The 24,256-nt window shown below is 70.1% G+C and carries 26 protein-coding genes and 1 tRNA gene; 19 read left to right on the plus strand and 8 right to left on the minus strand.

Going from position 1 to position 24,256, the window contains the following annotated elements; translation table 11 throughout:
* Genes AC07VM_RS14275 through AC07VM_RS14285 form a run of 3 tightly spaced genes read left to right on the plus strand, consistent with a single transcriptional unit; the run spans position 1 to position 3,259 of the window.
* Entirely contained in the window at positions 1-945 is a 945-nt protein-coding gene (locus AC07VM_RS14275; RefSeq protein WP_494911871.1) for an ABC transporter permease, read from the plus strand.
* Complete coding sequence (locus AC07VM_RS14280; protein ID WP_494911872.1) at positions 942-1,754, plus strand: ABC transporter permease; 813 nt, start codon at positions 942-944, stop codon at positions 1,752-1,754. Before AC07VM_RS14275 ends, AC07VM_RS14280 begins: the two co-directional genes overlap by 4 nt.
* Positions 1,751-3,259 (plus strand): ATP-binding cassette domain-containing protein, encoded by a 1,509-nt coding sequence (locus AC07VM_RS14285; RefSeq protein WP_494911873.1) that lies wholly within the window; start codon positions 1,751-1,753, stop codon positions 3,257-3,259. Before AC07VM_RS14280 ends, AC07VM_RS14285 begins: the two co-directional genes overlap by 4 nt.
* 7 nt (positions 3,260-3,266) lie before the next feature.
* On the opposite strand, the gene AC07VM_RS14290 is transcribed toward AC07VM_RS14285, so the two are convergent.
* The gene (locus AC07VM_RS14290) at positions 3,267-3,917 is read right to left on the minus strand and encodes a pentapeptide repeat-containing protein (protein WP_494911874.1); all 651 of its coding nucleotides are present in this window, start codon (positions 3,915-3,917) and stop codon (positions 3,267-3,269) included.
* A gap of 303 nt (positions 3,918-4,220) precedes the next feature.
* Here AC07VM_RS14290 and ileS point away from each other — a divergent pair, with 303 nt between their 5' ends.
* From ileS to ndk, 4 genes are read left to right on the plus strand one after another with little or no spacing between them, the layout of a single operon-like run.
* Entirely contained in the window at positions 4,221-7,616 is a 3,396-nt protein-coding gene (gene ileS / locus AC07VM_RS14295) for an isoleucine--tRNA ligase (protein ID WP_494911876.1), read from the plus strand.
* On the plus strand, positions 7,613-8,965 hold the full coding sequence (locus tag AC07VM_RS14300; RefSeq protein WP_267414994.1) for a bifunctional folylpolyglutamate synthase/dihydrofolate synthase: 1,353 nt from the start codon (positions 7,613-7,615) through the stop codon (positions 8,963-8,965). Before ileS ends, AC07VM_RS14300 begins: the two co-directional genes overlap by 4 nt.
* Complete coding sequence (locus AC07VM_RS14305) at positions 8,962-9,375, plus strand: DUF4233 domain-containing protein (RefSeq protein WP_416383313.1); 414 nt, start codon at positions 8,962-8,964, stop codon at positions 9,373-9,375. Before AC07VM_RS14300 ends, AC07VM_RS14305 begins: the two co-directional genes overlap by 4 nt.
* A 1-nt stretch (position 9,376) precedes the next feature.
* Positions 9,377-9,793 (plus strand): nucleoside-diphosphate kinase, encoded by a 417-nt coding sequence (ndk, locus tag AC07VM_RS14310; protein WP_029261664.1) that lies wholly within the window; start codon positions 9,377-9,379, stop codon positions 9,791-9,793.
* Between the two features lie 72 nt (positions 9,794-9,865).
* Here the strand turns inward: ndk and AC07VM_RS14315 are convergent, their stop codons facing one another.
* Positions 9,866-10,483, minus strand: coding sequence for a vitamin K epoxide reductase family protein (locus AC07VM_RS14315; RefSeq protein WP_494911877.1), 618 nt, complete (start codon positions 10,481-10,483; stop codon positions 9,866-9,868).
* 283 nt (positions 10,484-10,766) lie between these two features.
* Here AC07VM_RS14315 and AC07VM_RS14320 point away from each other — a divergent pair, with 283 nt between their 5' ends.
* On the plus strand, positions 10,767-13,388 hold the full coding sequence (locus AC07VM_RS14320) for an Rne/Rng family ribonuclease (protein ID WP_494911878.1): 2,622 nt from the start codon (positions 10,767-10,769) through the stop codon (positions 13,386-13,388).
* On the opposite strand, the gene AC07VM_RS14325 is transcribed toward AC07VM_RS14320, so the two are convergent.
* Positions 13,350-13,619, minus strand: a complete 270-nt coding sequence (locus tag AC07VM_RS14325; RefSeq protein WP_267414990.1) for a DUF4031 domain-containing protein — start codon at positions 13,617-13,619, stop codon at positions 13,350-13,352. The two genes, AC07VM_RS14320 and AC07VM_RS14325, sit on opposite strands and share 39 nt — an antisense overlap.
* 245 nt (positions 13,620-13,864) lie before the next feature.
* On the opposite strand from AC07VM_RS14325, the gene rplU reads away from it, so the two are divergent.
* From rplU to AC07VM_RS14380, 11 genes are all read left to right on the plus strand, one after another.
* Complete coding sequence (gene rplU / locus AC07VM_RS14330) at positions 13,865-14,173, plus strand: 50S ribosomal protein L21 (protein ID WP_028501602.1); 309 nt, start codon at positions 13,865-13,867, stop codon at positions 14,171-14,173.
* Positions 14,174-14,191: 18 nt separating this feature from the next.
* Positions 14,192-14,449: a 50S ribosomal protein L27 gene (rpmA, locus tag AC07VM_RS14335; protein WP_028501603.1), complete on the plus strand. Its 258-nt coding sequence runs from the start codon at positions 14,192-14,194 to the stop codon at positions 14,447-14,449.
* A 101-nt stretch (positions 14,450-14,550) separates the two neighbouring features.
* Entirely contained in the window at positions 14,551-16,050 is a 1,500-nt protein-coding gene (gene obgE, locus AC07VM_RS14340; protein ID WP_494911882.1) for a GTPase ObgE, read from the plus strand.
* Entirely contained in the window at positions 16,047-16,832 is a 786-nt protein-coding gene (gene proB / locus AC07VM_RS14345) for a glutamate 5-kinase (RefSeq protein WP_267414988.1), read from the plus strand. Before obgE ends, proB begins: the two co-directional genes overlap by 4 nt.
* 9 nt (positions 16,833-16,841) lie before the next feature.
* Positions 16,842-18,095 (plus strand): glutamate-5-semialdehyde dehydrogenase, encoded by a 1,254-nt coding sequence (locus AC07VM_RS14350; protein ID WP_494911883.1) that lies wholly within the window; start codon positions 16,842-16,844, stop codon positions 18,093-18,095.
* 64 nt (positions 18,096-18,159) lie between these two features.
* The gene (locus tag AC07VM_RS14355; RefSeq protein ID WP_267414986.1) at positions 18,160-18,384 is read left to right on the plus strand and encodes a hypothetical protein; all 225 of its coding nucleotides are present in this window, start codon (positions 18,160-18,162) and stop codon (positions 18,382-18,384) included.
* A 6-nt stretch (positions 18,385-18,390) separates the two neighbouring features.
* Positions 18,391-18,996: a nicotinate-nucleotide adenylyltransferase gene (gene nadD / locus AC07VM_RS14360; RefSeq protein ID WP_267414984.1), complete on the plus strand. Its 606-nt coding sequence runs from the start codon at positions 18,391-18,393 to the stop codon at positions 18,994-18,996.
* Positions 18,993-20,198, plus strand: a complete 1,206-nt coding sequence (locus AC07VM_RS14365; RefSeq protein WP_494911885.1) for a hypothetical protein — start codon at positions 18,993-18,995, stop codon at positions 20,196-20,198. The genes nadD and AC07VM_RS14365 overlap by 4 nt, the downstream gene beginning before the upstream one ends.
* Complete coding sequence (gene rsfS, locus AC07VM_RS14370) at positions 20,198-20,581, plus strand: ribosome silencing factor (RefSeq protein WP_267414982.1); 384 nt, start codon at positions 20,198-20,200, stop codon at positions 20,579-20,581. Before AC07VM_RS14365 ends, rsfS begins: the two co-directional genes overlap by 1 nt.
* Before the next feature lies 1 nt (position 20,582).
* Positions 20,583-21,272, plus strand: coding sequence for an SDR family oxidoreductase (locus AC07VM_RS14375; protein WP_267414981.1), 690 nt, complete (start codon positions 20,583-20,585; stop codon positions 21,270-21,272).
* A 112-nt stretch (positions 21,273-21,384) separates the two neighbouring features.
* A complete protein-coding gene (locus AC07VM_RS14380) occupies positions 21,385-21,669 on the plus strand; it encodes a hypothetical protein (protein WP_267414980.1) in 285 nt (94 codons plus the stop codon).
* 150 nt (positions 21,670-21,819) lie between these two features.
* Here the strand turns inward: AC07VM_RS14380 and AC07VM_RS14385 are convergent, their stop codons facing one another.
* From AC07VM_RS14385 to AC07VM_RS14405, 5 genes are all read right to left on the minus strand, one after another.
* Entirely contained in the window at positions 21,820-22,503 is a 684-nt protein-coding gene (locus AC07VM_RS14385) for a CueP family metal-binding protein (RefSeq protein WP_494911887.1), read from the minus strand.
* A gap of 69 nt (positions 22,504-22,572) precedes the next feature.
* Entirely contained in the window at positions 22,573-23,163 is a 591-nt protein-coding gene (locus tag AC07VM_RS14390) for a DUF305 domain-containing protein (protein ID WP_494911888.1), read from the minus strand.
* A 104-nt stretch (positions 23,164-23,267) separates the two neighbouring features.
* Complete coding sequence (locus AC07VM_RS14395) at positions 23,268-23,726, minus strand: DUF6153 family protein (RefSeq protein WP_494911889.1); 459 nt, start codon at positions 23,724-23,726, stop codon at positions 23,268-23,270.
* A gap of 62 nt (positions 23,727-23,788) precedes the next feature.
* Positions 23,789-23,974, minus strand: a complete 186-nt coding sequence (locus AC07VM_RS14400) for a hypothetical protein (RefSeq protein ID WP_494911890.1) — start codon at positions 23,972-23,974, stop codon at positions 23,789-23,791.
* Positions 23,975-24,109: 135 nt separating this feature from the next.
* A tRNA-Ala gene (locus AC07VM_RS14405) sits at positions 24,110-24,182 on the minus strand.
* Between the last annotated feature and the right edge of the window lie 74 nt (positions 24,183-24,256).

A 24,256-nucleotide genomic window follows, 5' to 3' on the forward strand; every position in this document is an offset into this window, starting at 1 on the left:
GTGAAGACTGCTCTCGTCCGTGTCGCCGGCCTCGCCGCATCCGTCGTCCTCGTCCTCTGGGGAGCGGCGACCGTCGCCTTCCTCGCGTTCCGGGTGATCCCGGGCGACCCGGTGTCGGTGATGCTGGGGCCGCTCGCGCAGGTGAGCGAGGCCGTCAAGGACGGGATCCGCGCCGACCTGGGACTGGACCGCCCGCCGTTCGAGCAGTACGTCACGTTCATCGGGCAGCTCGCGCGCGGCGACCTCGGCGAGTCGTATCAGCTCCGGATGCCGGTCACCGAGGTGATCGGCCGGCAGCTCGGCGCCACGCTGCAGCTCTCGCTCCTCGCCTTGCTGATCGCCGTGGTGCTGGCGCTCGCCGTGTCGGTGTTCGTCCGCGGCCGGGTCGGCCGGGCGGTGGCCGCGGGCGTGGAGCTCGTGGTGCTGTCGTCCCCGGTGTTCTGGATCGGGCTCGTCCTGCTCAGCGTGTTCGCCTTCGGCCTCGGCTGGTTTCCCGTCTCGGGGGCGAGGAACCCCGCCACGATCGTGCTCCCGGCGATCACCCTCGCGCTCCCGGTCGCCGCCCTGCTCAGCCAGGTGCTGCGGGACGGGCTGGTGCAGGCCGAGCGGATGCCGTTCGCCGAGACCGTGCGCGCCCGCGGTGCGAGCCCCTCGTGGTTCACCACCCGGCACGGTCTGCGGCACGGAGCGGCCTCCGCCGTGACGCTCGCGGCGTACCTCACCGGATCGGTGCTCGGGGGTGCGGTGCTCGTCGAGACCGTCTTCGCGCGCCCGGGTCTCGGCCGGGTCACCCTCGCCGCGATCAGTGACCGCGACCTCCCCGTCATCACGGGGATCATCCTCCTGAGCGCGCTGGTGTTCGTCGTGATCAACCTCATCGTCGAGCTCGTGCACCCGCTGATCGATCCGCGGGTCAGAGATACCCGCCCGGGGAGCATCCGATGAGGCGCGCGCAGCGGACGCTGCTGTGGATCGCCGTCGCCGTGCTCGCGGTGATCGCCTTCGCCGCGCTCTGGCCGGGCGTGCTCGCCACGCATGATCCGCTCCAGACCGATGTGCGCTCCGCCCTGCTGCCGCCGAGCGCCGAGCATCTGTTCGGTACCGACCAGAGCGGGCGTGACGTGTACTCCCGCGTCGTCTACGGGGCGGGGCGCTCGCTCGGCATCGGCCTGCTCGCGACCGGGATCGCGCTCGCCGTCGGCCTCGTGATCGGCGCGCTCGCCGGGGTGGCCCCGCGAGGCGTGGACACGACGGTGATGCGGATGAACGACGTCCTGATGGCGTTCCCCGAGTTCCTCGTCGCGCTCGTCGTCGTCGCGATGCTCGGACCCGGCCCCGTGAACATCGCGATCGCGGTGACTCTGGCCGCGACCCCGGTGTACGTCCGCCTCGCCCGGGTGCAGACACGGACGCTCCGGGTCGCCGAGCACGTCGAGGCGGCGCGCATCCTGGGCGTGCCGCGCGTGCGGGCGTTCACGCGGCACGTCGTCCCGGGGGTGCTCGGTGCGCTGAGCGTGCTGGCGACGATCGGCATCGGATCGAGCATCCTCGCGGCCGCCGGACTCAGCTTCCTCGGACTGGGACCGTCGGAGCCGACACCCGAGTGGGGGCTGATCCTCGCGGGCGGACGCAACGTCCTCGGTCAGGCCTGGTGGATCTCGGTGTTCCCCGGCATCGCGATCACGATCACCGTGGTGTCGGCCACCGTGATCGGGCGGATCCTGCGGGCACGGGCGGACGGACGGACGACATGAGCGCGGCGCTCGAGGTACAGGGACTGCGGATCTCGTTCGGGGCGACCGCGGTGGTCGACGGCGTCGATCTCCACGTGGCCCCGGGGGAGTGCGTCGCCATCGTCGGCGAGTCCGGCGCGGGCAAGTCCCTCACGGCCCGAGCTCTCCTGGGGCTCACGCCCGCAGGTGCAGAGGTCGCCCTCGACCGGCTGGTGATCGACGGCACCGAGGCGACGACGCTGTCCGAGCACGCCTGGCGGGCACTCCGCGGTGCCCGCATCGCCCTCGTCTCGCAGGACGCGCTCGTCTCCCTCGACCCGTTGCGGAGGATCGGCGCCGAGGTCGCGGAGCCGTTGCGACTGCACGGGATCGCCCACGGGCGGGCAGCCCTTCGGACCCGGGTCGGCGAGCTCCTGCGGCGCGTGTGGATGCCCGAGGCCGAGCGCCGTGCCACGCAGTATCCGCATGAGCTGTCGGGCGGACTGCGTCAGCGGGCACTGATCGCCTCCGCGATCGCCGCCGCACCCGCCGTGCTGGTGGCGGACGAGCCGACGACCGCGCTCGACGCCACCGTGCAGGCACGGATCCTCGGGCTGCTCCGGGAGATCGCGGATGCCGGGACGGCGGTGGTGTTCATCAGCCATGACTTCGCGGCGGTCCGCCGACTCGCGGATCGGGTGCTGGTGATGAGGCGCGGTGCCGTGATCGAGGAGGGACCCGTGGCCGAGGTGCTGGAGGATCCCCGGCACGAGTACACCCGGCAGCTGATCGCCGCGACGATCCACGAACCGCGGGCAGCACCGCAGGAGACGGCATCACCCGTGCTCGTCGCGACGGAGCTGTCGAAGAGCTTCGCCGGCGTGCCCGCGGTCATCGACGCCTCCTTCGCCGTCTCCGAGGGGCGCACACTCGGCGTCGTGGGGGAGTCCGGCTCCGGGAAGACGACGCTCGCCCGCATGATCGTCGGCGTAGAGGCCCCCGACACGGGGGCGTTGCGCTGGAGCCGGGCGCAGCGGGTGCAGCTGGTACATCAGAACCCGCTCGGGGCGTTCGATCCGCGCTGGACCGTCGGGCGCTCGCTGCGGGAGGCCCTGGAAGCCGCCGGTGTGCCGCGCGCCCGGCGAGCCGCACGAGTCGCCGAGCTCCTGGCCGAGGTCGATCTCGCACCCGAACTGGCCGACCGGCGGCCGAGCGCGCTCTCCGGCGGGCAGCGACAGCGCGCCGCCATCGCCCGAGCGCTCGCCGCGGATCCGGAGGTGCTGGTCCTCGACGAGCCCGTCTCGGCCCTGGACCCCTCCGTGCGCGAGCGGGTGCTGCGGCTCCTGGCCCGCCTGCAGCAGGTGCGTCGGCTCACGATGATCCTCGTATCGCACGACCTCGACGTCGTCGGAGCGGTGGCCGACGACGTGCTCGTCATGCAGGACGGCCGGATCGTGGAGCAGGGCGCGACGGCCGACGTGTTCGCGGCGCCGCAGCATCCGTTCACGCAGGAGCTGCTGGATGCGAGCGGGCCCGTGCGGCCCTGACCCCGCGTCAGTCCTTGATCTGGATGCCGAGTCCCGCGGCGATCACCGGAGCGAGCTGCTGCACCTGGAACGAGGTGAGGGTGGCGCCGCGCAGACTGTTGGCGTCGAGGAAGGCCAGGGCATCGAGGCCGCGCAGATCGAGGTCCTTCGCCCGCATGCCCCGCGGGTCGACCTCGTCGCTCGATGTGGCCGTGAAGCGCACACGGGTGAGCTCGGCCTGCGGCATGTCGATCGTGCGGATGGTGCACCCCGAGACCTCGAGGTCGGTCACCTTCGCCGCGCCGAGGTTGAGGTAGTCGATCCGCACATCGCGCAGCTCGAGTTCGGAGACGCGGGCCTCGCTGAGATCGAGTGTCCCGATGCGACCGCCCCTGATGCGGAGGCGTCGTACTCCGGCGTCCCGCAAGCGCAGCGAGGCGACGCGCGCTCCCGACATCTCGACGTCGATCAGCGTCGCAGCCGTGAGGTCGACCGCGTCGGCATCCGCCTGCACGGTGCACTGCTCGAGCGTCGCGTAGGCGAGGTCGACCGTGCCGCTCAGATCGAGCCGTGCGGTGAGGAGATCGGCACTGCGCCGGGGCGAGGCGGGTTCGAGCACGGGAGGCAGATCGGGCGGGGAGACGCGGGGCGCGGCAGGGGACTCGGATGTGCGGGCCATGCTCCGAGGCTAGGCCCTGCCACCGACGCGGCTCGCTCCGGTCCGCCGTCGCGGCCGCGGCGAGCGCGCACCTGCGTACAATGGGGGAACGAGCATCGATCCGGCCATCACCGGGGAGCTCTCGGAAGAACGGCGCTTCCCTCGGGGGGCGCTCAGTAGAACCGAGCGGGGCAGGCCCGTCACAGCCGCAGTGAGAGTGGTGCGACCGCCCCGGGAGGGGAGGGAGCGCACGCGAGGTGGTACCGCGGTCCGCGAGGGTCGTCCTCGCAGGAGCATCCGCCACGACGACCACTGCGAGACACGATGACCTACCCCCGTTCCTCCTTCGGCCCCGCCGCCGACGCCGCCTCCGTCGCGCCCAGCCCCCGCTTCCCGCAGATCGAGGAGGAGGTGCTCGCCTTCTGGAAGTCGGATGACACCTTCCGCGCCTCGATCGAGCAGCGCGAGGGCTCGCCCGAGTGGGTGTTCTACGACGGCCCTCCGTTCGCGAACGGCCTGCCGCACTACGGTCACCTCCTCACCGGGTACGCCAAGGACGTGTTCCCGCGCTTCCAGACCATGACCGGCCACAAGGTCGACCGCGTCTTCGGCTGGGACACGCACGGACTCCCCGCCGAGCTGGAGGCGATGAAGCAGCTCGGGATCACCGAGAAGGCCGAGATCGAGGAGATGGGCATCGACGTCTTCAACGAGAAGGCGAAGAGCTCGGTGCTCGCGTACACGCACGAGTGGCAGGACTACGTCACCCGTCAGGCGCGCTGGGTCGACTTCGACCGCGGTTACAAGACGCTCGACCTCGGCTACATGGAGAGCGTCCTCTGGGCCTTCAAGACCCTGTACGACAAGGGCCTCGCCTATGAGGGCTACCGGGTCCTCCCGTACTGCTGGCGCGACGAGACGCCGCTGTCCGCGCACGAGCTGCGCATGGACGACGACGTCTACCAGATGCGTCAGGACCCGTCCGTGACGGTGACCTTCCCGCTCACCGGAGCGAAGGCCGAGGCTCTCGGGCTCACCGGGGTGCGCGCGCTCGCCTGGACGACCACGCCCTGGACCCTGCCCACCAACCTCGCGCTCGCCGTGGGACCCGAGATCGAGTACGTGGTGCTCCCCGCCGGCCCGAACGGTGCCGCGGACGTGCACCAGGCCGCCGGGACGACCGATGCCGCGGTCGAGGCCTCCGCGCACCGCTACCTCCTCGCCCGCGCCCTGCTCGGCGGGTACGCGAAGGACCTCGGCTACGAGAGCGCCGAGGACGCGCTCGCCGCGGTGGACGCGACCGTGCTCGGCGCCGAGCTGCAGGACGTGACCTACGACCGGCTGTTCGACTACTACGCCGACACCGAGACCTACGGCACCGAGAACGCCTGGCGCATCCTGGTCGACGACTACGTCACGGTCAGCGACGGCACCGGAATCGTCCACCAGGCCCCGGCCTACGGTGAGGACGACCAGCGCGTCGCGGGTGCCGCCGGGATCCCCACGATCCTGTCGCTCGACGACGGCGGCAAGTTCCTGCCGAACGTCACCGACGTCGCGGGGCAGCTGTGGATGGACGCGAACACCCCGCTCGTGCGTCTGATCCGCGACAACGGCCGTCTGATCCGCCTGCAGAGCTACGAGCACTCGTACCCGCACTGCTGGCGCTGCCGGAACCCCCTGATCTACAAGGCCGTGTCGAGCTGGTTCATCCGCGTGACGGACATCAAGGACGACATGCTCGCGAACAACGAGCAGATCACGTGGGTGCCGGAGAACGTCAAGCACGGTCAGTTCGGCAAGTGGCTCGAGGGCGCACGCGACTGGTCGATCAGCCGCAACCGCTACTGGGGCTCGCCCATCCCGATCTGGAAGAGCGACGACCCCGAGTACCCGCGCGTCGATGCCTACGGGTCGCTGGAGGATCTGGAGCGCGACTTCGGCACGCTCCCGCGCAACCCCGAGGGTGAGATCGACCTGCACCGGCCGTACATCGACGACCTCACGCGTCCGAACCCGGACGACCCCACGGGGCAGAGCACGATGCGCCGCATCGAGGACGTCTTCGACGTGTGGTTCGACTCCGGCTCGATGCCGTATGCCCAGGTGCACTATCCGTTCGAGAACCAGGAGTGGTTCGACTCGCACGCGCCGGCGGACTTCATCGTGGAGTACATCGGACAGACCCGTGGCTGGTTCTACGTCATGCACGTGCTCTCCACGGCGCTGTTCGACCGCCCCGCGTTCACGGGCGTCAGCTGCCACGGCATCGTGCTGGGCAGCGACGGCTACAAGATGTCGAAGTCGTTGCGCAACTACCCGGATGTCTCCGAGGTGCTCGACCGCGACGGGTCCGACGCGATGCGCTGGTTCCTGATGTCGAGCTCCGTGCTCCGCGGCGGCAACCTCGCCGTCACGGAGGAGGGCATCCGCTCGGGCGTCCGCGAGTTCCTGCTGCCGCTGTGGAACTCCTGGTACTTCTTCGCGACCTACGCCAACGCCTCGGGTGCCGAGGGCTACGAGGCGTCCTGGCGCACCGACTCCACGGACGTGCTCGACCGGTACATCCTGGCGCGTCTGGGCGACCTCGTCCGCGAGGTGCGTGCAGACCTGGAGGGACTCGACTCCACCACGGCGTCCGCGCGTCTGCGCGACTTCGCCGAGGTGCTGACGAACTGGTACATCCGCCGCTCGCGCGACCGCTTCTGGGTGGGTGTGACGGACGACCCGAAGAGCCGCGAGGCCTTCGACACGCTGTACACGGTGCTCGAGACGCTCACCCGCGTCGCGGCGCCGCTCGTGCCGCTGATCAGCGAGCGCGTGTGGCAGGGCCTGACCGGCGGTCGCAGCGTGCACCTGGCCGACTGGCCGGACGAGACGCCGTTCCCCGCGGCGGACGAGATCCGCGACGCGATGGACGCGGTCCGCGAGCTCTCCAGCGTCGGCAACGCGCTGCGCAAGAAGGAGAAGCTGCGGGTCCGGCTGCCGCTCGCGCGCCTCACGGTGGTCTCGCCGCTCGCCGGGTCGCTCGGGCAGTTCGAGGACATCCTCCGCGAAGAGCTGAACGTGAAGTCCGTGGAGCTCGTCCCGCTCGCCGAGGACACGGCCGTGGAGTATGGCATCGCCCACCGCCTGAGCGTCAACGCCCGCGCGGCGGGACCGCGCCTCGGCAAGGACGTGCAGAAGGCGATCCAGGCGGCGCGCTCCGGCGACTGGAGCGAGGTCGGCGGCGTCGTCACGGCCGGCGGCATCGTCCTGGAGCCGGCGGAGTACGACCTCGTGCTCGAGACGACGGGACGTCCGGAGGGGGAGGCGCTCGCGATCGTCCCCACCGGCGGCTTCGTGCTGCTCGACACGCAGACCACTCCGGAGCTGGAGGCCGAGGGACTGGCGCGCGATGTGATCCGCGCCGTGCAGGAGACGCGCAAGAACGCCGGCTTCGACGTGAGCGACCGCATCCAGCTGGTCCTGCGGTTCGGGGACGACCTGGACACCGCGGCCGTGGTCTCCGCCTTCGAACTGGCGGGCGTCGCCGCGGAGACGCTGGCGGAGGAGTACTTCGTCGTCGATGCGCAGGGAGACTCCATCTTCGGGCACGGAGCGGTTCTGGCCGCGGCCGGAGGAGTGACGCCCGAGTACACCGCGGAGATCCCGAAGGGGACCTACGCCAACCGCGGCGACTTCACGATCGCCGTCACCAGGATGGGAGCAGGCGCATGAGCGACAAGGATCGGGCGGACGCCGTCTACGAGGCCCTGCTGAGCCGTGCGGGGGAGCGCTGGGTGCAGCCGCGCAAGGAGCGCACCGCGCGCATCCTCGCCTTCCTCGACGACCCGCAGCGCACCTACCGTGTCGTGCACATCACCGGCACGAACGGCAAGACCTCGACGGCGCGCATGATCGAGAGCCTGCTGCGCGCGCATGATCTGCGCACCGGGCTGTTCACGAGCCCTCACCTCGAGCGCTTCACCGAGCGGATCATGATCGACGGCGAGCCGATCGCCGACGAGGCCGTGGCCGACGCGTGGGACGAGATCGAGCCGTTCGTCGACATCGTCGACGCCGAGTTCGAGGCCGCAGGTGACGCGCCGCTGACGTTCTTCGAGCTGCTGACCGTGCTGGCGTTCGTCGCGGTGGCGGATGCTCCCGTCGACGTGCTCGTCCTCGAGGTCGGCATGGGCGGGGAATGGGATTCGACCAACACCGCCGACGGCGACGTGGCGGTGTTCGCGCCGATCGACCTCGACCACGCGGACCGGCTGGGTGACACGATCGCAGCGATCGCCGAGGTCAAGGCCGGCATCATCAAGGAGGGCGCTGCCGTGGTCTCGGCCCAGCAACCCGCCGAGGCCGCCGAGGTGCTGCGCCGCGTCGCCGCCGAGCGCCACGCGACCATCGTGTTCGAGGGCGAGGAGTTCGGGCTCACCGATCAGAAGCTCGCGGTCGGCGGGCAGCTGCTGACCATCCGCGGGCTCGCGGGGGAGTACGCCGAGGAGTACCTGCCGCTGTACGGCGCGCACCAGGGCCACAACGCGGCCCTGGCGGTCGCCGCCGTCGAGTCGCTGATCGGGGGCGCCACGCAGCCCATCGCCGGCGACATCATCTCCGACGGCCTGCAGGGCACGACGTCGCCCGGCCGTCTCCAGCTGCTGGGGGTCGCGCCGACCGTGATCGTGGACGCCGCGCACAACCCGCACGGCGCCGCGGCCCTCGCCCAGGCGCTGGACGACAGCTTCGACTTCGACGAGTGGGGCCTCGTGCTCGGGGTCCTCTCGGACAAGGACGCCGCGGGCATCGTCGACCGGCTCGCACCCGCCGTGGCGCACGTGTTCGCGACCGCGCCCGACTCCGACCGGGCGAGCGATGCGGATACGATCGCCGACCTCGTGGAGCAGACCGGCCGCCGGGCGACCGTGCATCACTCCCTGGCCGAGGCCGCGGATGCCGCGCGGGAATGGGCGGCCTCGTCCGACCGTCGCGCCGTCGTCATCGCCGGCTCGGTCGTGCTCGCCGGCGAGGCCATCTCCCTCTCCGAGGAAGAGGACTGGAAGTCGGGGTGGCGCGCATGAGTGCGGATGCCGCGCCCGCGCGGGCACCTCGCCCGCCGCGCACGCTCGTGCAGAAGCTGGCGCCGATCGTGCTCGGGTTCGAGGCGATCGTGGTGTTCCTCGCCGGACTGACGGTCTTCGGCCTGCGCTCCCTCCCCGCGGGAATCGAGCAGTGGTGGGGGATCGTCGGCGGAGGCGTCCTCGGACTCGCCTGCATCGTCGTCGCCGGCATGATCACGAAGCCCTGGGCCATCACCGCAGGATGGGTGATCCAGGTCATCGTGGCGCTGTCGGCCATCCTCGTGCCGGCCATCCTGCTCGTCGTCCTGATTTTCGGCGGCATGTGGGCGTATGCGACCATCATGGGGGCCCGACTGGACGCACGACGCCCGGCCGAGCCCTCGACCGAGACTCAGACAGAGAGTGAATGACATGGCCACCGAAGAAACCCTCGTCCTCGTCAAGCCCGACGGTGTCGCCCGCGGCCTCACCGGCACGATCCTCGCCCGCATCGAGGCGAAGGGCTACGCGCTCGTCGACATCCGCCTCGTCGAGCCCGACCGCGACCTGCTCGCCGAGCACTACGCCGAGCACGAAGGAAAGCCGTTCTACGAGCCGCTGCTCGAGTTCATGCTCTCCGGCCCGTCGGTCGCGATCCGTCTCGCCGGCAACCGTGTGATCGAGGGCTTCCGCTCGCTCGCCGGGACCACCGACCCGACCACCGCCGCACCCGGCACGATCCGCGGCGACTTCGGTCGCGACTGGGGCCTGAAGGTGCAGCAGAACCTCGTGCACGGCTCGGACAGCCCCGAGTCCGCCGCACGCGAGCTGGGCATCTGGTTCGACTGAGACCCGTACACGAAACCCGCCGTCGATCCGAGGATCGGCGGCGGGTTTCGTCGTCGGCGGGGACGGGGCGGATCAGAAGATCATGCCGATGACCTCGCCGAGCAGGTCGAGGCCGCGCAGCTGCACCAGCAGGATGATGAACGCGTAGGCGAGGATCGTCGCGAGGGGGACCCACGGCATCAGCCGGTTCGCGCGCTCCTGGACCTTCTCGTTGCGGGTGAAGGTGCCGTTCCGCGTCAGATGGAGCATCGTCGCGAAGAAGGTGGGGATGGTCACCGACCAGGTCGCCATGCACCAGGGGCACAGCACGCCGAGGTTGGAGGCGTACAGGCTCTGGCCGATGAGCCAGATCACGAAGCCGAAGGCGAAGGTGACACCGGCGCCGAACGCGAGCCAGAACCAGCGCGGGAAGCGGGCGCCGGCGAGCAGAGCGACGCCGACCACCAGCGGCGCCATCCACAGCGTGACTCCGAGGATCGGGTTCGGGAACCCGAACACCTCACCCTGCCAGGAGTTGAGGTTGACGTCGCACTGGATCATCACGCTCACGTAGCAGTTCGACACCGCGTCGGGATTCTCCAGCTTGGTGATCTTCTCCATGATCAGCTGGAAGGCGGCGAACCAGCCCACCACACTCGCGAAGATCAACCAGACGGCGTAGACGACGGGGCGGGTGCGCTGCTCGCTCATACTGGGGATTATCCCAGTGACGGCTATGGATGGGGCGAGAACAGGCCGGGGAAAACGCGCTGGTCACGACGGGATGCCGTGAACCGGGCCACAAGGTGCGATAATGGCCTGTGATGCGATGAACGGCCCTGCCGCGACACGCGTCGACGCAGACTTCGGGGCCCCATGCCCCACGCGGTCAGAGCCATGAGCCGGTCGCACACCGAGTGAGTTCGCGGGACCCGCGGGTACCGCATGAGATTTCACGGAGCACCCAGTGCCCCGTGCAGGGAGTAAGCCAGAGATGGCCGATGAGAACAATGACAACAACGCCCCTACCCTCGACTTCCCGGCTGACGCCGCGGAACCGCTGACGGAGCCCACCGCTCCCGACGCCGCCGACCCGGACGGGCCGGCGAACGAGGCCGAGGAGTCTTCGGACGAGGCCGAGGTCGCCGCGGACGCTGCGGCTGACGACGTCGCGGCCGGTTACGCCGCCGCCGAAGACGCCGCCGCCGCTGCGGACGACGCGGCAGCCGCCGCCCGGGACGATGCCGCCGCCTCGGCCGCGACCGTCGAGGCCGCCGCCGAGGTCACGGAAGAGGCCGACGCCTCGACCGAGGCGCCGTCGGATGCGGCTGTCGAGGCCATCGCCGAGGCGATCGTCGAGGAGTCCGCCGCCGAGGAGCAGCCCGCCGCGGAGCAGCCCGCCGCGGAGGAATCCGCTGTCGAGGCGCCTGCCGCCGAGGAGCCCGCTGTCGAGGCGCCGGCTGCGGAGGAGACGGCCCCCGCCGCTCCCGAGGCCGTCACTGCCGTGACCCTGGGACTCCTGCCCGAGGTCTTCGTCTCGCAGGTCTCCACGCAGCTGCACTTCTACGCTCCCGAGGTCGTTCCGCTTCCGGCTCGCCCGGGCCGCGAGGAGCGCATCTTCGATCGCATCGCCGAGCGCGACCAGGAGGAGCCGGCATCCGGCCGCCGTGGTCGTCGCCGTCGTGGAGGGGCGGAGGGCGACGAGCAGCGCGACGAGCCTCGTCAGCGTCAGCGGGTCGTCGAGTACATCACCGAGCCGAAGGCCATCAAGGGCTCCACGCGTCTCGAGGCGAAGAAGCAGCGTCGTCGTGACGGACGGGATGCGGGGCGTCGTCGCCCGGTCGTGACCGAGGCCGAGTTCCTCGCCCGCCGAGAGTCGGTGGACCGCAAGATGGTCGTCCGCTCCAAGAACGGCCGCACGCAGATCGGCGTCCTCGAGGACGGCGTCCTCGTCGAGCACTACGTCGCCCGCAACCAGGATGCGTCGCTCATCGGCAACGTGTACCTCGGCCGGGTCCAGAACGTCCTCCCCAGCATGGAGGCCGCGTTCGTCGACATCGGCCGCGGCCGCAACGCCGTGCTGTACTCCGGCGAGGTGGACTGGGACGGCGTCGAGACCGGCAACCAGCCGCGTCGCATCGAGCTCGCCCTCAAGCCCGGCGACCGCGTCCTCGTGCAGGTCACGAAGGACCCCGTCGGGCACAAGGGTGCCCGTCTGACCAGCCAGATCTCCCTCCCCGGCCGCTACCTCGTGTACGTGCCCGGCGGGTCGATGAACGGCATCAGCCGCAAGCTGCCCGACAACGAGCGGGCCCGCCTCAAGCGCATCCTCAAGGAGGTGCTGCCGGAGTCCTCCGGCGTCATCGTCCGCACGGCTGCCGAGGGCGCGACCGAGGACCAGCTGACGCGCGATGTGCAGCGCCTCACCTCGCAGTGGGAGCACATCCAGAAGCAGGTGGAGAACCAGCAGGCCCCGGCTCTCCTGCACGCGGAGCCCGACCTGCTCGTCAAGATCGTCCGTGACGTCTTCAACGAGGACTTCACGAAGATGCTGATCCAGGGTGAGGACGCGCAGCAGACGATCCGCGCCTACCTGGAGAGCGTCGCGCCCGACCTGCTCGAGCGCGTCGAGGCCTACGAGGACGAGACCGACCCGTTCGACGCGTTCCGCATCACGGAGCAGATCGAGAAGGCCCTGGACCGCAAGGTCTGGCTCCCCTCGGGCGGATCGCTCGTGATCGACCGCACCGAGGCCATGACGGTCGTCGACGTCAACACCGGCAAGTTCGTCGGCTCGGGCGGAAACCTCGAGGAGACCGTCACCAAGAACAACCTCGAGGCCGCGGAGGAGATCGTCCGCCAGCTGCGTCTGCGCGACATCGGCGGCATCATCGTCGTCGACTTCATCGACATGGTGCTCGAGTCCAACCGCGACCTCGTGCTGCGCCGCCTCATCGAGTGCCTGAGCCGCGACCGCACGAAGCACCAGGTCGCCGAGGTCACCTCGCTCGGCCTCGTGCAGATGACCCGCAAGAAGCTCGGCCTGGGCCTCCTGGAGACCTTCAGCGAGGCGTGCGAGGTCTGCGCCGGTCGTGGCGTCATCGTGCACCACGACCCGGTCGTGAAGCACCGCTCCAGCAACAACGGCGGCGGCAACGGCAACGGTAACGGCAACGGCCAGAGCGGCCGCCGTCAGCGTGGCAACGGCGGGAACAACGGCGGCAACGGTCAGAGTCAGAATGCGCCCGCGGCCCCGAGTGTCACCCACAGCATCACCGAGGGCGCGAAGTCCGCTCTCGCGCAGATCGCGGCTTCGACGATCGCTCCGGCGGCCGATGGGTCGTCCGAGGGCGCGGTGGCCGAGGCTCCCGTCGAGGCGCCCGTGGCCGAGCGTCCGAAGAAGGCCCGCAAGAAGCGTGGCTCTGACCGCAAGTCGCCGAAGTCGCCGGCGGAGGCGCTGCTCGATTCGGTCCTCGATGCCCTTCCCGAGCCCAAGGCTCCGGGTCAGGGTCGTGGTCGTCGTCGGGTGAGCACGGCCGCGCTCACCGGCACTCCCGTCTCGGTGAACTCCGAGACGTCAGCGCCGGCGGTCCCGGCCGCGGACTCGGAGTCCTGAGGCGATCAGACGGCGCACCAGCTCCTTACCGCCCACATGCTGGGCACCGGCCGCGATGAGCCGGGGGACGAGGTCCTCCGGCACGTCGTAGTGGTCGAGATCGAACGCGCGCGCGGGGACGTCGTTCGCCTTCGCGAAGGCGTGCAGCTCGTCGACGCTCGCATCGCTCACCAGGTGCGCCCACAGGCGTCCGTGTGCGGGCCAGAGCGGGTCGTCGACGAGTACGGTCACCTCGCCAGCCTACGACCGCGCCGAGCGGCGGGGCCTGCGCGGCGCCGACGACGCGTCGGAGTCGGCTCGCTTTGCGACACTGCCCCGCATCCGGTAAAGTAGTCCCTTGGTGCGTATGCCGCGTCGTCCTCGTCGGCCGAAGCGGAGAGCCTTGCGTTCGCGCCCGCCGTTCTGCGGCGCATGCAAGCAACAGTCTTCCCCGTGAGATCTCGGAGCCGCGAGCTCCCCAACGAAACAGGTATGAAGTGGTTTACGCAGTAGTGCGCGCCGGTGGGCGGCAGGAGAAGGTCGAGGTCGGCACGATCGTTCAGCTCGACCGTGTCAAGGCTGCCCAGGGCGAGAAGATCGAGCTGGCCGCCGTGCTGCTCGTCGACGGCGCCACGGTGACCACCGACGCTGACTCGCTGGCGAAGGTCAAGGTCACGGCTGAGGTCATCGGCAACCTCCGCGGCCCGAAGATCATCATCCAGAAGTACAAGAACAAGACCGGCTACAAGAAGCGCCAGGGCCACCGTCAGGAGCTCACGCGCGTCAAGATCACCGGCATCAAGTAAGCCCGAGGGGACTAGGACATGGCACATAAAAAGGGCGCAAGCTCAACCCGTAACGGTCGTGACTCCAACGCTCAGCGCCTCGGCGTGAAGCGCTTCGGCGGTCAGCAGGTCCTCGCCGGCGAGATCATCGTCCGCCAGCGCGGCACGCACTTCCACCCCGGCGTCAACGTCGGCCGTGGCGGCGACGACACGCTTTTCGCTCTGGCCGCCGGTGCGGTCCAGTTCGGCGCGAAGGGCGGCCGCAAGGTCGTCAACATCGTCGCCGCAGCTGAGTGATCACAGCGCGACACTAAACATCCGGTTCGGGGCGGGCTTCGGCTCGCCCCGTCCGTGTATCTGCACACCGTAAGAACCACAGGATCCAGGGGAACTCGCACATGGTCACGTTCGTCGACACCGTCACACTGCACCTGCGTGCGGGTAAGGGCGGCAACGGCTGCGTCTCCGTGCACCGTGAGAAGTTCAAGCCGCTCGGCGGCCCCGACGGCGGCAACGGCGGTGACGGCGGCGACGTCGTGCTCGTCGCCGACCCGCAGACCGGCACGCTGCTGTCGTACCACCACTCCCCGCACCGGTCCTCCGGCAACGGCGGCCCGGGCATGGGCGACCACCGCTCCGGATTCCTCGGCGAGACGCTCGAGCTCCCGGTCCCGGTCGGCACCGTCGTGAAGAACACCGCCGGCGAGGTGCTGATCGACATGATCATCCCGGGGGAGCGCTACGTCGTCGCCAAGGGCGGCATGGGCGGGCTCGGCAACGCCGCTCTCGCCTCGCCGAAGCGCAAGGCTCCCGGCTTCGCGCTGCTCGGCACGCCGGGCCACGAGGGCGACATCGTCCTCGAGCTGAAGACCGTCGCCGACATCGCGCTCGTCGGCTACCCGTCCGCGGGCAAGTCGAGCCTGATCGGCGCGATCTCCGCTGCGCGCCCCAAGATCGCCGACTACCCCTTCACCACGCTGCACCCGAACCTCGGTGTCGTGCAGGTCGGGGACTTCCGCTACACGGTCGCCGACGTGCCCGGCCTCATCGAGGGTGCGAGCGAGGGGCGCGGACTGGGACTGGAGTTCCTGCGCCACGTCGAGCGCTGCTCCGCCCTGCTGCACGTGCTCGACTGCGCCACGCTCGAGCCGGGCCGCGACCCGATCTCCGACCTCGACGTGATCCTCGCCGAGCTCGGCGCCTACGAGGTTCCCGAGGGGCAGACGCCCCTGCTCGAGCGCCCGCAGTTCGTGGCCCTGAACAAGGTCGACGTCCCCGAGGCGCGCGACCTCGCCGAGCTCGTCCGTCCTGACCTGGAGGCCCGCGGGTTCCGGGTGTTCGAGATCTCCACGGTCTCGCACGAGGGGCTGCGCCCGCTGACCTTCGCCCTCGGCGAGCTCGTCGAGAAGCACCGCGCCGAAGCCGCCGTCGAGGCGCCGGTCGAGCGCGTCGTGATCCGGCCGCGCGGCTCCAAGAAGGAATTCTCCATCCGGGTCGAGGGTGGCACCTACGGCAACGTCTACCGCATCCTCGGCGAGAAGCCGGTGCGCTGGGTGCAGCAGACCGACTTCCAGAACGAGGAGGCCGTCGGCTACCTGGCCGATCGTCTCGAGAAGCTCGGCGTCGAGGATGAGCTCTTCCGCCTCGGAGCGGTGCAGGGCTCGACCGTCGTGATCGGCGAGGGCGACAGCATCGTCTTCGACTGGGAGCCCACCATGACGTCGGCGGCCGAGCTGATGAGCGCGCCCCGCGGCACCGACCCCCGTCTCGCACCCAACGCGCGCCGGACCACGTCCGAGCGCCGCGAGCAGTACTACGAGCGCATGGACGCCAAGGCCGAAGCGCGCGCAGAGGTGGAGGCGCAGCGCCTCGCCGCGTACCGCGAGGACGGCGAGTGACCGCACGCACCCGCGCGGACCTGGCGTCCGCATCCCGCATCGTCGTGAAGGTCGGCTCGTCGTCGATCAGCGGAGAGTCCTCCTGGAGGATCCCCATCATCGTCGAGGCCCTGGCCGCCGCTCATGCGCGGGGCGCCGAGGTCGTGCTGGTGTCGTCGGGTGCCATCGCCTCCGGCATCCCCTTCCTCCGGCTGGACGCACGACCCACCGACCTCGCCACGCAGCAGGCCGCCGCCGCGGTGGGGCAGAACATCCTCATGTACCGGTACCAGGAGTCGCTCCGTCCGTTCGACATCGTCGCCGGACAGGTGCTCCTCACCACCGGTGACCTCGAGAACCCGACCTCGCGGTCCAACGCCCGTCGCGCGATGGAGCGTCTGCTCGGTCTGCGCACGCTGCCGATCGTCAACGAGAACGACACGGTGGCGACGCAGGAGATCCGCTTCGGTGACAACGACCGGCTCGGCGCGCTCGTCGCCCAGCTGATCGAGGCGGATGCGCTCATCCTCCTCAGCGATATCGAGTCGCTGTACACGAAGCCGCCCACGGACCCGGGAGCCGAGCCGATCGACATCGTGGCGCCGGACGCCGACCTCACCGGACTCGAGTTCGGAGCGACGGTCGTGAACAGCGTCGGCACCGGGGGAGCAGCCACCAAGGTCTCCGCGGCACGGCTCGCCGCGGCCTCCGGCATCGGTGTCCTCGTCACGAGTGCCGACCTCGTCGATCAGGCGCTGTCCGGGGCCGAGATCGGAACCTGGTTCGAGCCCGCGACCTCCTAAACTGGGCGGATGACCGACCAGACCCCGCAGGTGCGCCTCGAGCGCGCCAAAGAGGCCTCTCGTGCCACGGCAGCTCTCACCAGCGATGACAAGACCCGCGTGCTCGAAGCCGTCGCGGTCGCCTTGCTGGAGGCCGCGCCGCGCATCATCGAGGCGAACGACCGTGACATCGCGCGCGGACGCGAGGACGGTATCGGGGAGTCCCTGATCGACCGGCTGCGGCTGGACGAGAAGCGGGTCGGAGCGCTGGCCTCCGCCGTGCGCGACGTGGCGGCCCTTCCGGACCCGGTGGGTCGTGTGGTCGGCGGACATCGGATGCCGAACGGTGTGGCGCTGGAGCAGGTGCGGGTGCCCTTCGGCGTGGTCGGCGCGATCTACGAGGCGCGACCCAACGTGACGGTCGACATCGCGGCGCTCGCGCTCCGCTCCGGCAACGCCGTGGTGCTGCGCGGGGGGAGTGCCGCCCGCGAGTCCAACACCGTGCTCGTCGAGGTGATGCGCGCGGCGGTCGAGGGTGCGGGGCTCACCCCGGAGGCCATCCAGACGGTCGACGACTTCGGGCGCGAGGGGGCGAAGGCGCTCATGCACGGTCGCGGTCTCATCGACGTGCTGGTTCCCCGGGGCAGCGCGGGGCTCATCGAGACCGTCGTCACCGAGTCGACCGTGCCGGTCATCGAGACCGGTGCCGGGAACGTGCACATCTTCCTCGACGAGACGGCACCCGACGACTGGGCGCGTGACATCGTCGTGAACGCCAAGGTGCAGCGGCCGAGCGTGTGCAATGCGGTGGAGACCGTGCTCGTGCATCGTCAGGCGGCGCCGCGGCTGGTCCCGCTGGTCGCCAGCGCCCTGCAGAGCGAAGGCGTGGCGATCCATGGCGACGACATGGTCGTGGGGCTCATGTCGAACGTGATCCCCGCCGTCGAGGAGGACTGGGAGACCGAGTACCTGAGCCTCGACATCGCGATCAAGGTCGTCGAGTCCCTGGACGAGGCGCTCGACCACATCCGGCGCTACAGCACCGGGCACACCGAGTCGATCATCACGACCGACACGCGCAACGCCGAGCGCTTCCTGGCCGAGGTGGACTCGGCCGTCGTGATGGTGAACGCCTCGACGCGCTTCACGGACGGCGCCGAGTTCGGATTCGGCGCGGAGGTCGGCATCTCGACCCAGAAGCTGCACGCGCGGGGCCCGATGGGGCTCTCCGAGCTGACCAGCACCAAATGGCTCGCGCGTGGGTCGGGGCAGACCCGCGCCTGAGGGCTAGACTGGGGGACGCTGTACCCCACAGGATCCCGAACAGCACGCACGAAACGGAGTCAGGATGAACCTCGTCGCACAGATCGCGATGGCCGCTGCCGAGACCGAGCACCACGGCAACGTCGCGCTCGAGACGGTGATCTTCGGAGTCATCGCGGCGACCGTGTTCGCCTTCCTCGGGCTCGTGACGCTCTCCTACAAGAACGTCGCCAACCGCCACTCGGCGAAGGCCGAGGCATGGGCCGCGAAGCACGGCAAGGATGGCCACGAGGCAGGACACGGCCACTAGGCCCCCATGAACGACGCTGCGACCACGCGCACCCCGCGCATCGGCGTGATGGGCGGAACGTTCGACCCCATCCACCACGGCCACCTGGTCGCAGCCAGCGAGGTCGCGAATTCCTTCGGACTCGACGAGGTCGTCTTCGTGCCGACCGGTCACCCGTGGCAGAAGTCGGGGGTCTCGCCGAGCGAGCACCGCTATCTGATGACGGTGATCGCGACCGCCTCGAACCCGCAGTTCACGGTCAGTCGGGTCGACATCAACCGCGAGGGTCCCACCTACACGATCGACACACTGCGCGATCTGAAGCGCGATCGACCGGATGCCGAGCTCTTCTTCATCACCGGAGCCGACGCCGTAGCGCAAATTCTCAGTTGGAGGGACCATGATGAGTTGTGGGAGTTGGCCCACTTCGTCGCGGTCTCTCGGCCAGGACATGTCCTGAGCACAGACGGCCTCCCGAGCGACAACGTCAGCCAGCTGGAGGTGCCGGCTCTGTCGATCTCGTCGACGGACTGCCGTGAACGCGTTCGCGACGATCAGCCGGTCTGGTACCTGGTCCCCGACGGAGTCGTTCAGTACATCGCGAAGCATCATCTGTATCGGAGCAAGGCATGAGTACATCGGATCAGCAGGAGCAGGGTCCGCTGACGCGCAAGCAGTTGCGCGAGATCCGGTTGACGGGTTCCACCCCGGTGATCTCCAGTGAGGAGGCCGCTGCGGCGGCCGAGGCGGCGCCCCCCGCGCCCCCACTGCCGCGTGCCGCCGAACCCGTCGAGATCGAGCCGGCGCCCGAGCCGGTCTCTCCGGAGGCCGGTGGCGTTGCCCCACTGACGCGGCGCCAGGCGCGTGAGCAGGAGAAGGTCCGCACCGCATCCGTGCCGGTCATCGGCGAGAGCGACGCCGCCGAGGCCGAGGTCGAGGCTCCCGCCGCGCAGCCGATCGAGGAGCCTCAGGCCCCCGAGACCCCCGCCCCCGCCCCCGCCCCCGCCCCCGCCCGTGCGGCGGAGGCGCCGACGATCGTGTCGGGTGTTCCGGACTTCAGCGACACCGCGGGAGACGACGACGATGACGAGGGGGACGACGAGGTCGCGGTCGCCCCGGTCTCCGCTTCCGCGGCGGTCGACGCCGTGGGCGAGGTTCCGCTCGAGTCGATCGAACCCGCCACCGTCGAGACGCCCGGCAGCGATGTCGAAGAGGTCCTCGGACTGTCGGACGAGGACGCCGAGCCCGCCGCGGATGACGATGTGCTCGCGGACGACGATGTGCTCGCCGACGTCGAGGTCTCCGACGACGAGGTCGTCGCCGAGGACCGGCCCACGGTCAACTCCGCGTTCGGGGAGGGGCTCCTCGCGGATGCCCCCGAAGAGCGCTCCTCCTTCCGTCCGTCGTTCGACGAGCTGCTCACGGTGGGAGACTCCACCGGTTCGCAGCACTCCGCACCGAACGCGCTGATCTTCACGCCATCTCCCGGCGAGGGCTCGCTCTCGGGCCCCGTCGCGTCCACCGGGGAGATCCTGGTGACCGGCTCCTACGAGCTGCCGCACGGCATGGGCTCGCAGGGTCACGCGCTCGGGACGACCGACGGCAAGGATGTCGACGCCGTCCTCATCGACGGCGAGCTGCCTCCGGCCTCGTCGCCCACGCCGATCGCCGCCAGCTCGGCGGTCAGCACCATCAAGCCCGCGGGCGAGGTCATCCGACCTCCTGCCCCCGAGAAGGGGAACCGACTGATGGTTACCCTCGCCATCATCGCGGGCGGACTCGCCCTCGCGATCGGCGTCGTTCTCGTCATCGCCTTCACCACGAAACTGATCTGATGCAATCACCTGAAACCGCCGAAGAGATGCTGCGTCTCGCAGCACAAGCCGCCGTCGACAAGGGCGGTGAGGATCTCGTCGCACTCAACGTCTCCGAGCCCCTGCCGCTGGTCGACATCTTCCTTCTCGTCACGGGAAACAGCGAGCGCAACGTCGCCGCGATCGCCGACGAGATCGAGGATCGCCTGATCGAGTCGGGTCACAAGCGCGTGCGCCGCGAAGGTCGCGCGGAGGCCCGCTGGGTCCTGCTCGACTTCGGCGACCTGATCGTGCACGTGTTCCACCAGGAGGAGCGCGTTTACTACGGCCTCGAGCGCCTCTGGAAGGACTGCCCCGTCGTCCCGATCGACGTCGCCGAGCCGGCCGCTGCCGACCCGAGCTGACATGACGACGCACCTGATCACCGGTGCAGGCTCCGGCATCGGCGCGGCTGTCGCCCGCCGACTGCTGGCTCGCGGCGATGACGTGGTGGCCCTGGCGCGTGACGCCGGGCGCGCGAAGCAGATCGCCGCCGACCTCTCCGGGGCGTCGGTGCTGGTGGGAGACCTGTCCCAGCCGGGACGACTGTCGTGGGCGCTGTCGAAGCAGCACCTGCCGGATCGCATCGACTCCCTCGTGCACGCGGCGGGTGTCGTCGATCTCGGCGCGGTGGCGGAGCTTCCCGCGACCCTCTGGGAGCAGCAGCTCGCCGTGAACCTCGTCGCGCCGGCGGAGCTCACCCGCCTGCTGCTGCCCGTCCTCCGGGTGTCGCAGGGGCAGATCCTGTTCGTGAATTCCGGCGCGGGGCTCCGCGCCAACGCCGGCTGGTCGGCCTACGCCGCGTCGAAGCACGGCCTCCGGGCTCTGGCCGACGCGCTGCGGGCGGAGGAGGCGGAGCACGGGATCCGCGTCACCTCGGTCTTCCCCGGACGCACGGCGACCCCGATGCAGGAGCGTGTGCACCAACAGGAGGGTCAGGAGTACGAGGCCGACCGCTTCATCGACCCTGAATCGGTGGCGACCACGATCCTCACGGCCCTCGACCTTCCGCGCGACGCGCAGATCACCGACCTGTCGATCCGTCCGGGGGTCTGAGGCAGGGGCGCCGGGCCGTCCCTGCGCATACCCCTCCCGGTGTCAAGGGGCTTCCCAGGCCGCGGTCCGTGGCGCACTCTCTTTGGAGAGAGAGTCCTGGAGGGCCCCGAAAATGTCTGAACTTCCGGATCCGCGGTTCATGCTGAATCGCATCACGGCGTCGGAATGGGTGATCAACGACCTTCGTTACTCGCCCAATGACCCGCGCCACGTGGTCGCGTGCGTGTACGAGCTCGCCGAGACCGAGGTCGAGGTGACCTGGCTGCGTGATCTGCCGCTCGCCACGCGCTACGGAACCGTCTTCGAGGTGCTCGAGGACGTCGAGAGGATGCGTGGATCGAGCAGGGCGACGCGTCCGATCTCCATTCCGCATCGGCCGCCGCTGATGGCGACCTAGCCGCACGAACGGCACGGACCGTGTATGACGAAAGCGCACCCCCTTGATCGCCGAGGGGGTGCGCTTCCTCATGCGCCGTGCGGCGGTCCGCGTTCCGGCAAGCCGCAGGCCGGGGCGGAGCCGCTGCAGGGGGCGGAGCCGCTGCAGGGCTCAGAGCAGCTGCAGATCGGTGATGCAGGTCCGATCGTCCGATGACGTGGTGGACAACGGCACGGAACCCGTGAGGCCCGCGCTCTCGACGGTCAGCGTCGCCTCGATGCCCCGAGGCACCCAGACGCCGGTGAAGCCGTTGTCATGGGTTCGGCGCGTCTCATCGAGGAGGACCGATCCGTCAGCGGCGGTGAGGACGATTCGCAGCTCGGTGTCGGAGAGCTCACCCACGCACGTCGTGAGGCTGTGGAAATGGCAGTCGTGGGTCTGCGCACGGAACGGCGCGATGGAGATGTACACCGCGTCGTCGGGCATCGGCAGCCGGCCCTCCCGACCGCTCTCGTCGCGCAGCACGAGCGCATCGGGTTGCACCGACGCGAGGAAGTCGGTCGGCCTCTCCGCGACGGGCATCGCGTCGAGGCGTTCGATCACCGTCGCGACGTCGAGTCCCGCGAGATCGTGCGCTGCGAGCAGCTCCTGTGCGGCAGCCGCCGGGTCGTCGTCCGCCGCGGGGGCAGGGGCGGCGCATCCGGCCAGGGTGATGCCGGCGACGGTCAGCGCGGCGAGTGCTGCGGACAGCCTCCGTCGTCGTGGAGATGCGGGACGCAGAGCTGCGGGACGGGGAGCTGCGGGACGGGGAGCTGCGAGAGAAGCGGCAGTGGGGGGACTGAGGGGGTGGTTCATGGCATGGTCCTTCGAGCGGGGTGGGACCGGTGCCGGGCGGGGCTGCGCCGACACCGGCCCCGGAACGGATCAGAGAGCGGAGAGGAGGTCCTTCATCTCCTGGATCTCGTCGGTCTGGGCGTCGACGATCGTGTGGGCGAGCTCGACCGCCTCGGGGTCGCTCCCGTCATCGATCTGCGCCTGTGCCATCTCGACGGCGCCCTCGTGGTGCACGATCATCTGCTCGAGGAACAGTCGGGACGCCTCAGGACCGTCGGCGGCGCGGAGTGCGGTGAGGTCGTCCTCGCTCATCATCCCGTCGCCGTGGTCCATCCCGCTGGCCTCGCGGTCGTCGGGGCTGATGCCCCATTCGTCCAGCCAGCCTTCGAGCTGTTCGATCTCCGGGCCCTGAGCGGCCTTGATCCGCTGGGCGAGCTCGGTCACCGCGGGGTCGATCCCCTCGGCGGCGAGCACGATGTCGCTCATCTCGATCGCCTGCTCATGGTGGACGATCATCATCGAGGCGAACATGGCGTCGGCCTCGTCGGCGCCGGCGGACGGCGATGATGAGCCGTGGTCCATGCCGGGCATGGAACCATCGTCGGCGGCGGTCGCGCAGCCGGACAGCAGCAGGGCGGCGGACAGGGCGAGTGCGGACGTCGCCGCAGCACGAATCTTCATGGGTGTTCTCCAATACGCATAGTCGTTGCGCACACGCCGGACGGCGGCGCGCGAGTGTGAGAGGCGGGGAGCCGAGGCGCGCGAGCGCGGGCTCCACGAGCCGCTCAGGTGCGACTGATGCAGAGAACGTGAAGAGAGGGGGCGCGGGGGAGAGGCCGTGCGGCGAGGGCGTCGATGAGGGGCGACCGGAGGAGGATTTCCGTCCGACCCCGAAGCACACCGGGCGCGACGAGGAGCACGAGGGCGAGGAGGAGCGCGAGGACGCACATCATCGCCATGCCGCTGTGTTCGTCGGTACCGCAGCCCGCGCAGGACATCTCTGCCGTGCCGGTGGAGGTTCCGGACGGGTGCGCCTGCGCGGTGCCGTGGTGCGCCGATGCGGGGTCAGCCGCGGACATCGCCACCGCTGCCGGTGCGTCGGCCGCTGCGGTCCCGTGCAGATTCAGGGTGTGCATCCCCAGCAGCCCGAGGATGACTGCGGCGACGAGCAGTACGCCCGCCAGCACGCCCCGGAAGACGCTCGAGGAGCCCCTCCCGGACCGCGTCGCCGCCACCGATGCCATGAGAGCAAGTCTAGGCGCGCGGGTGACGACGACCGCTCCGGTGCGGAGCGGCGCCGGTCCGCTCAGGCGTCGGCGTCGGCGCCGTCATCCGTCTCTGCGGCGACGCGGTCGGCCTCCGCGCTGTCGATGAGCGCGTCATCGACGTCCGGATCGAGGACGCGCTCACCGTCGACGTCCTGGGTCGGCACGCCGGCCGGGTCGTCGTCGTGGGGGATCGGCGGCACGGGGGGAATGATCGGGTTCGACATGATCGCATCCTTTCGTCGAGGTGCGTTCACGGTAGAACGTGCAGCGTGCAGGCTGAATCGGGTTGACGCTCGTGAAGACTCGCGCTAGCGACGCGGGAACGAAGAAAGCCCCCGGAGAACCGGGGGCTTTTTCTGTGGACCTGAGGGGACTCGAACCCCTGACCCCCTGCATGCCATGCAGGTGCGCTACCAGCTGCGCCACAGGCCCAGACGCTGTTCCGAACCAGCCGGAGCAACTTGAAAAGAGTACTACACGAATCGACGCGAGCACCAATCGGGGCG

This window comes from Microbacterium sp. GW821-FHT01D02 (assembly GCF_059422585.1).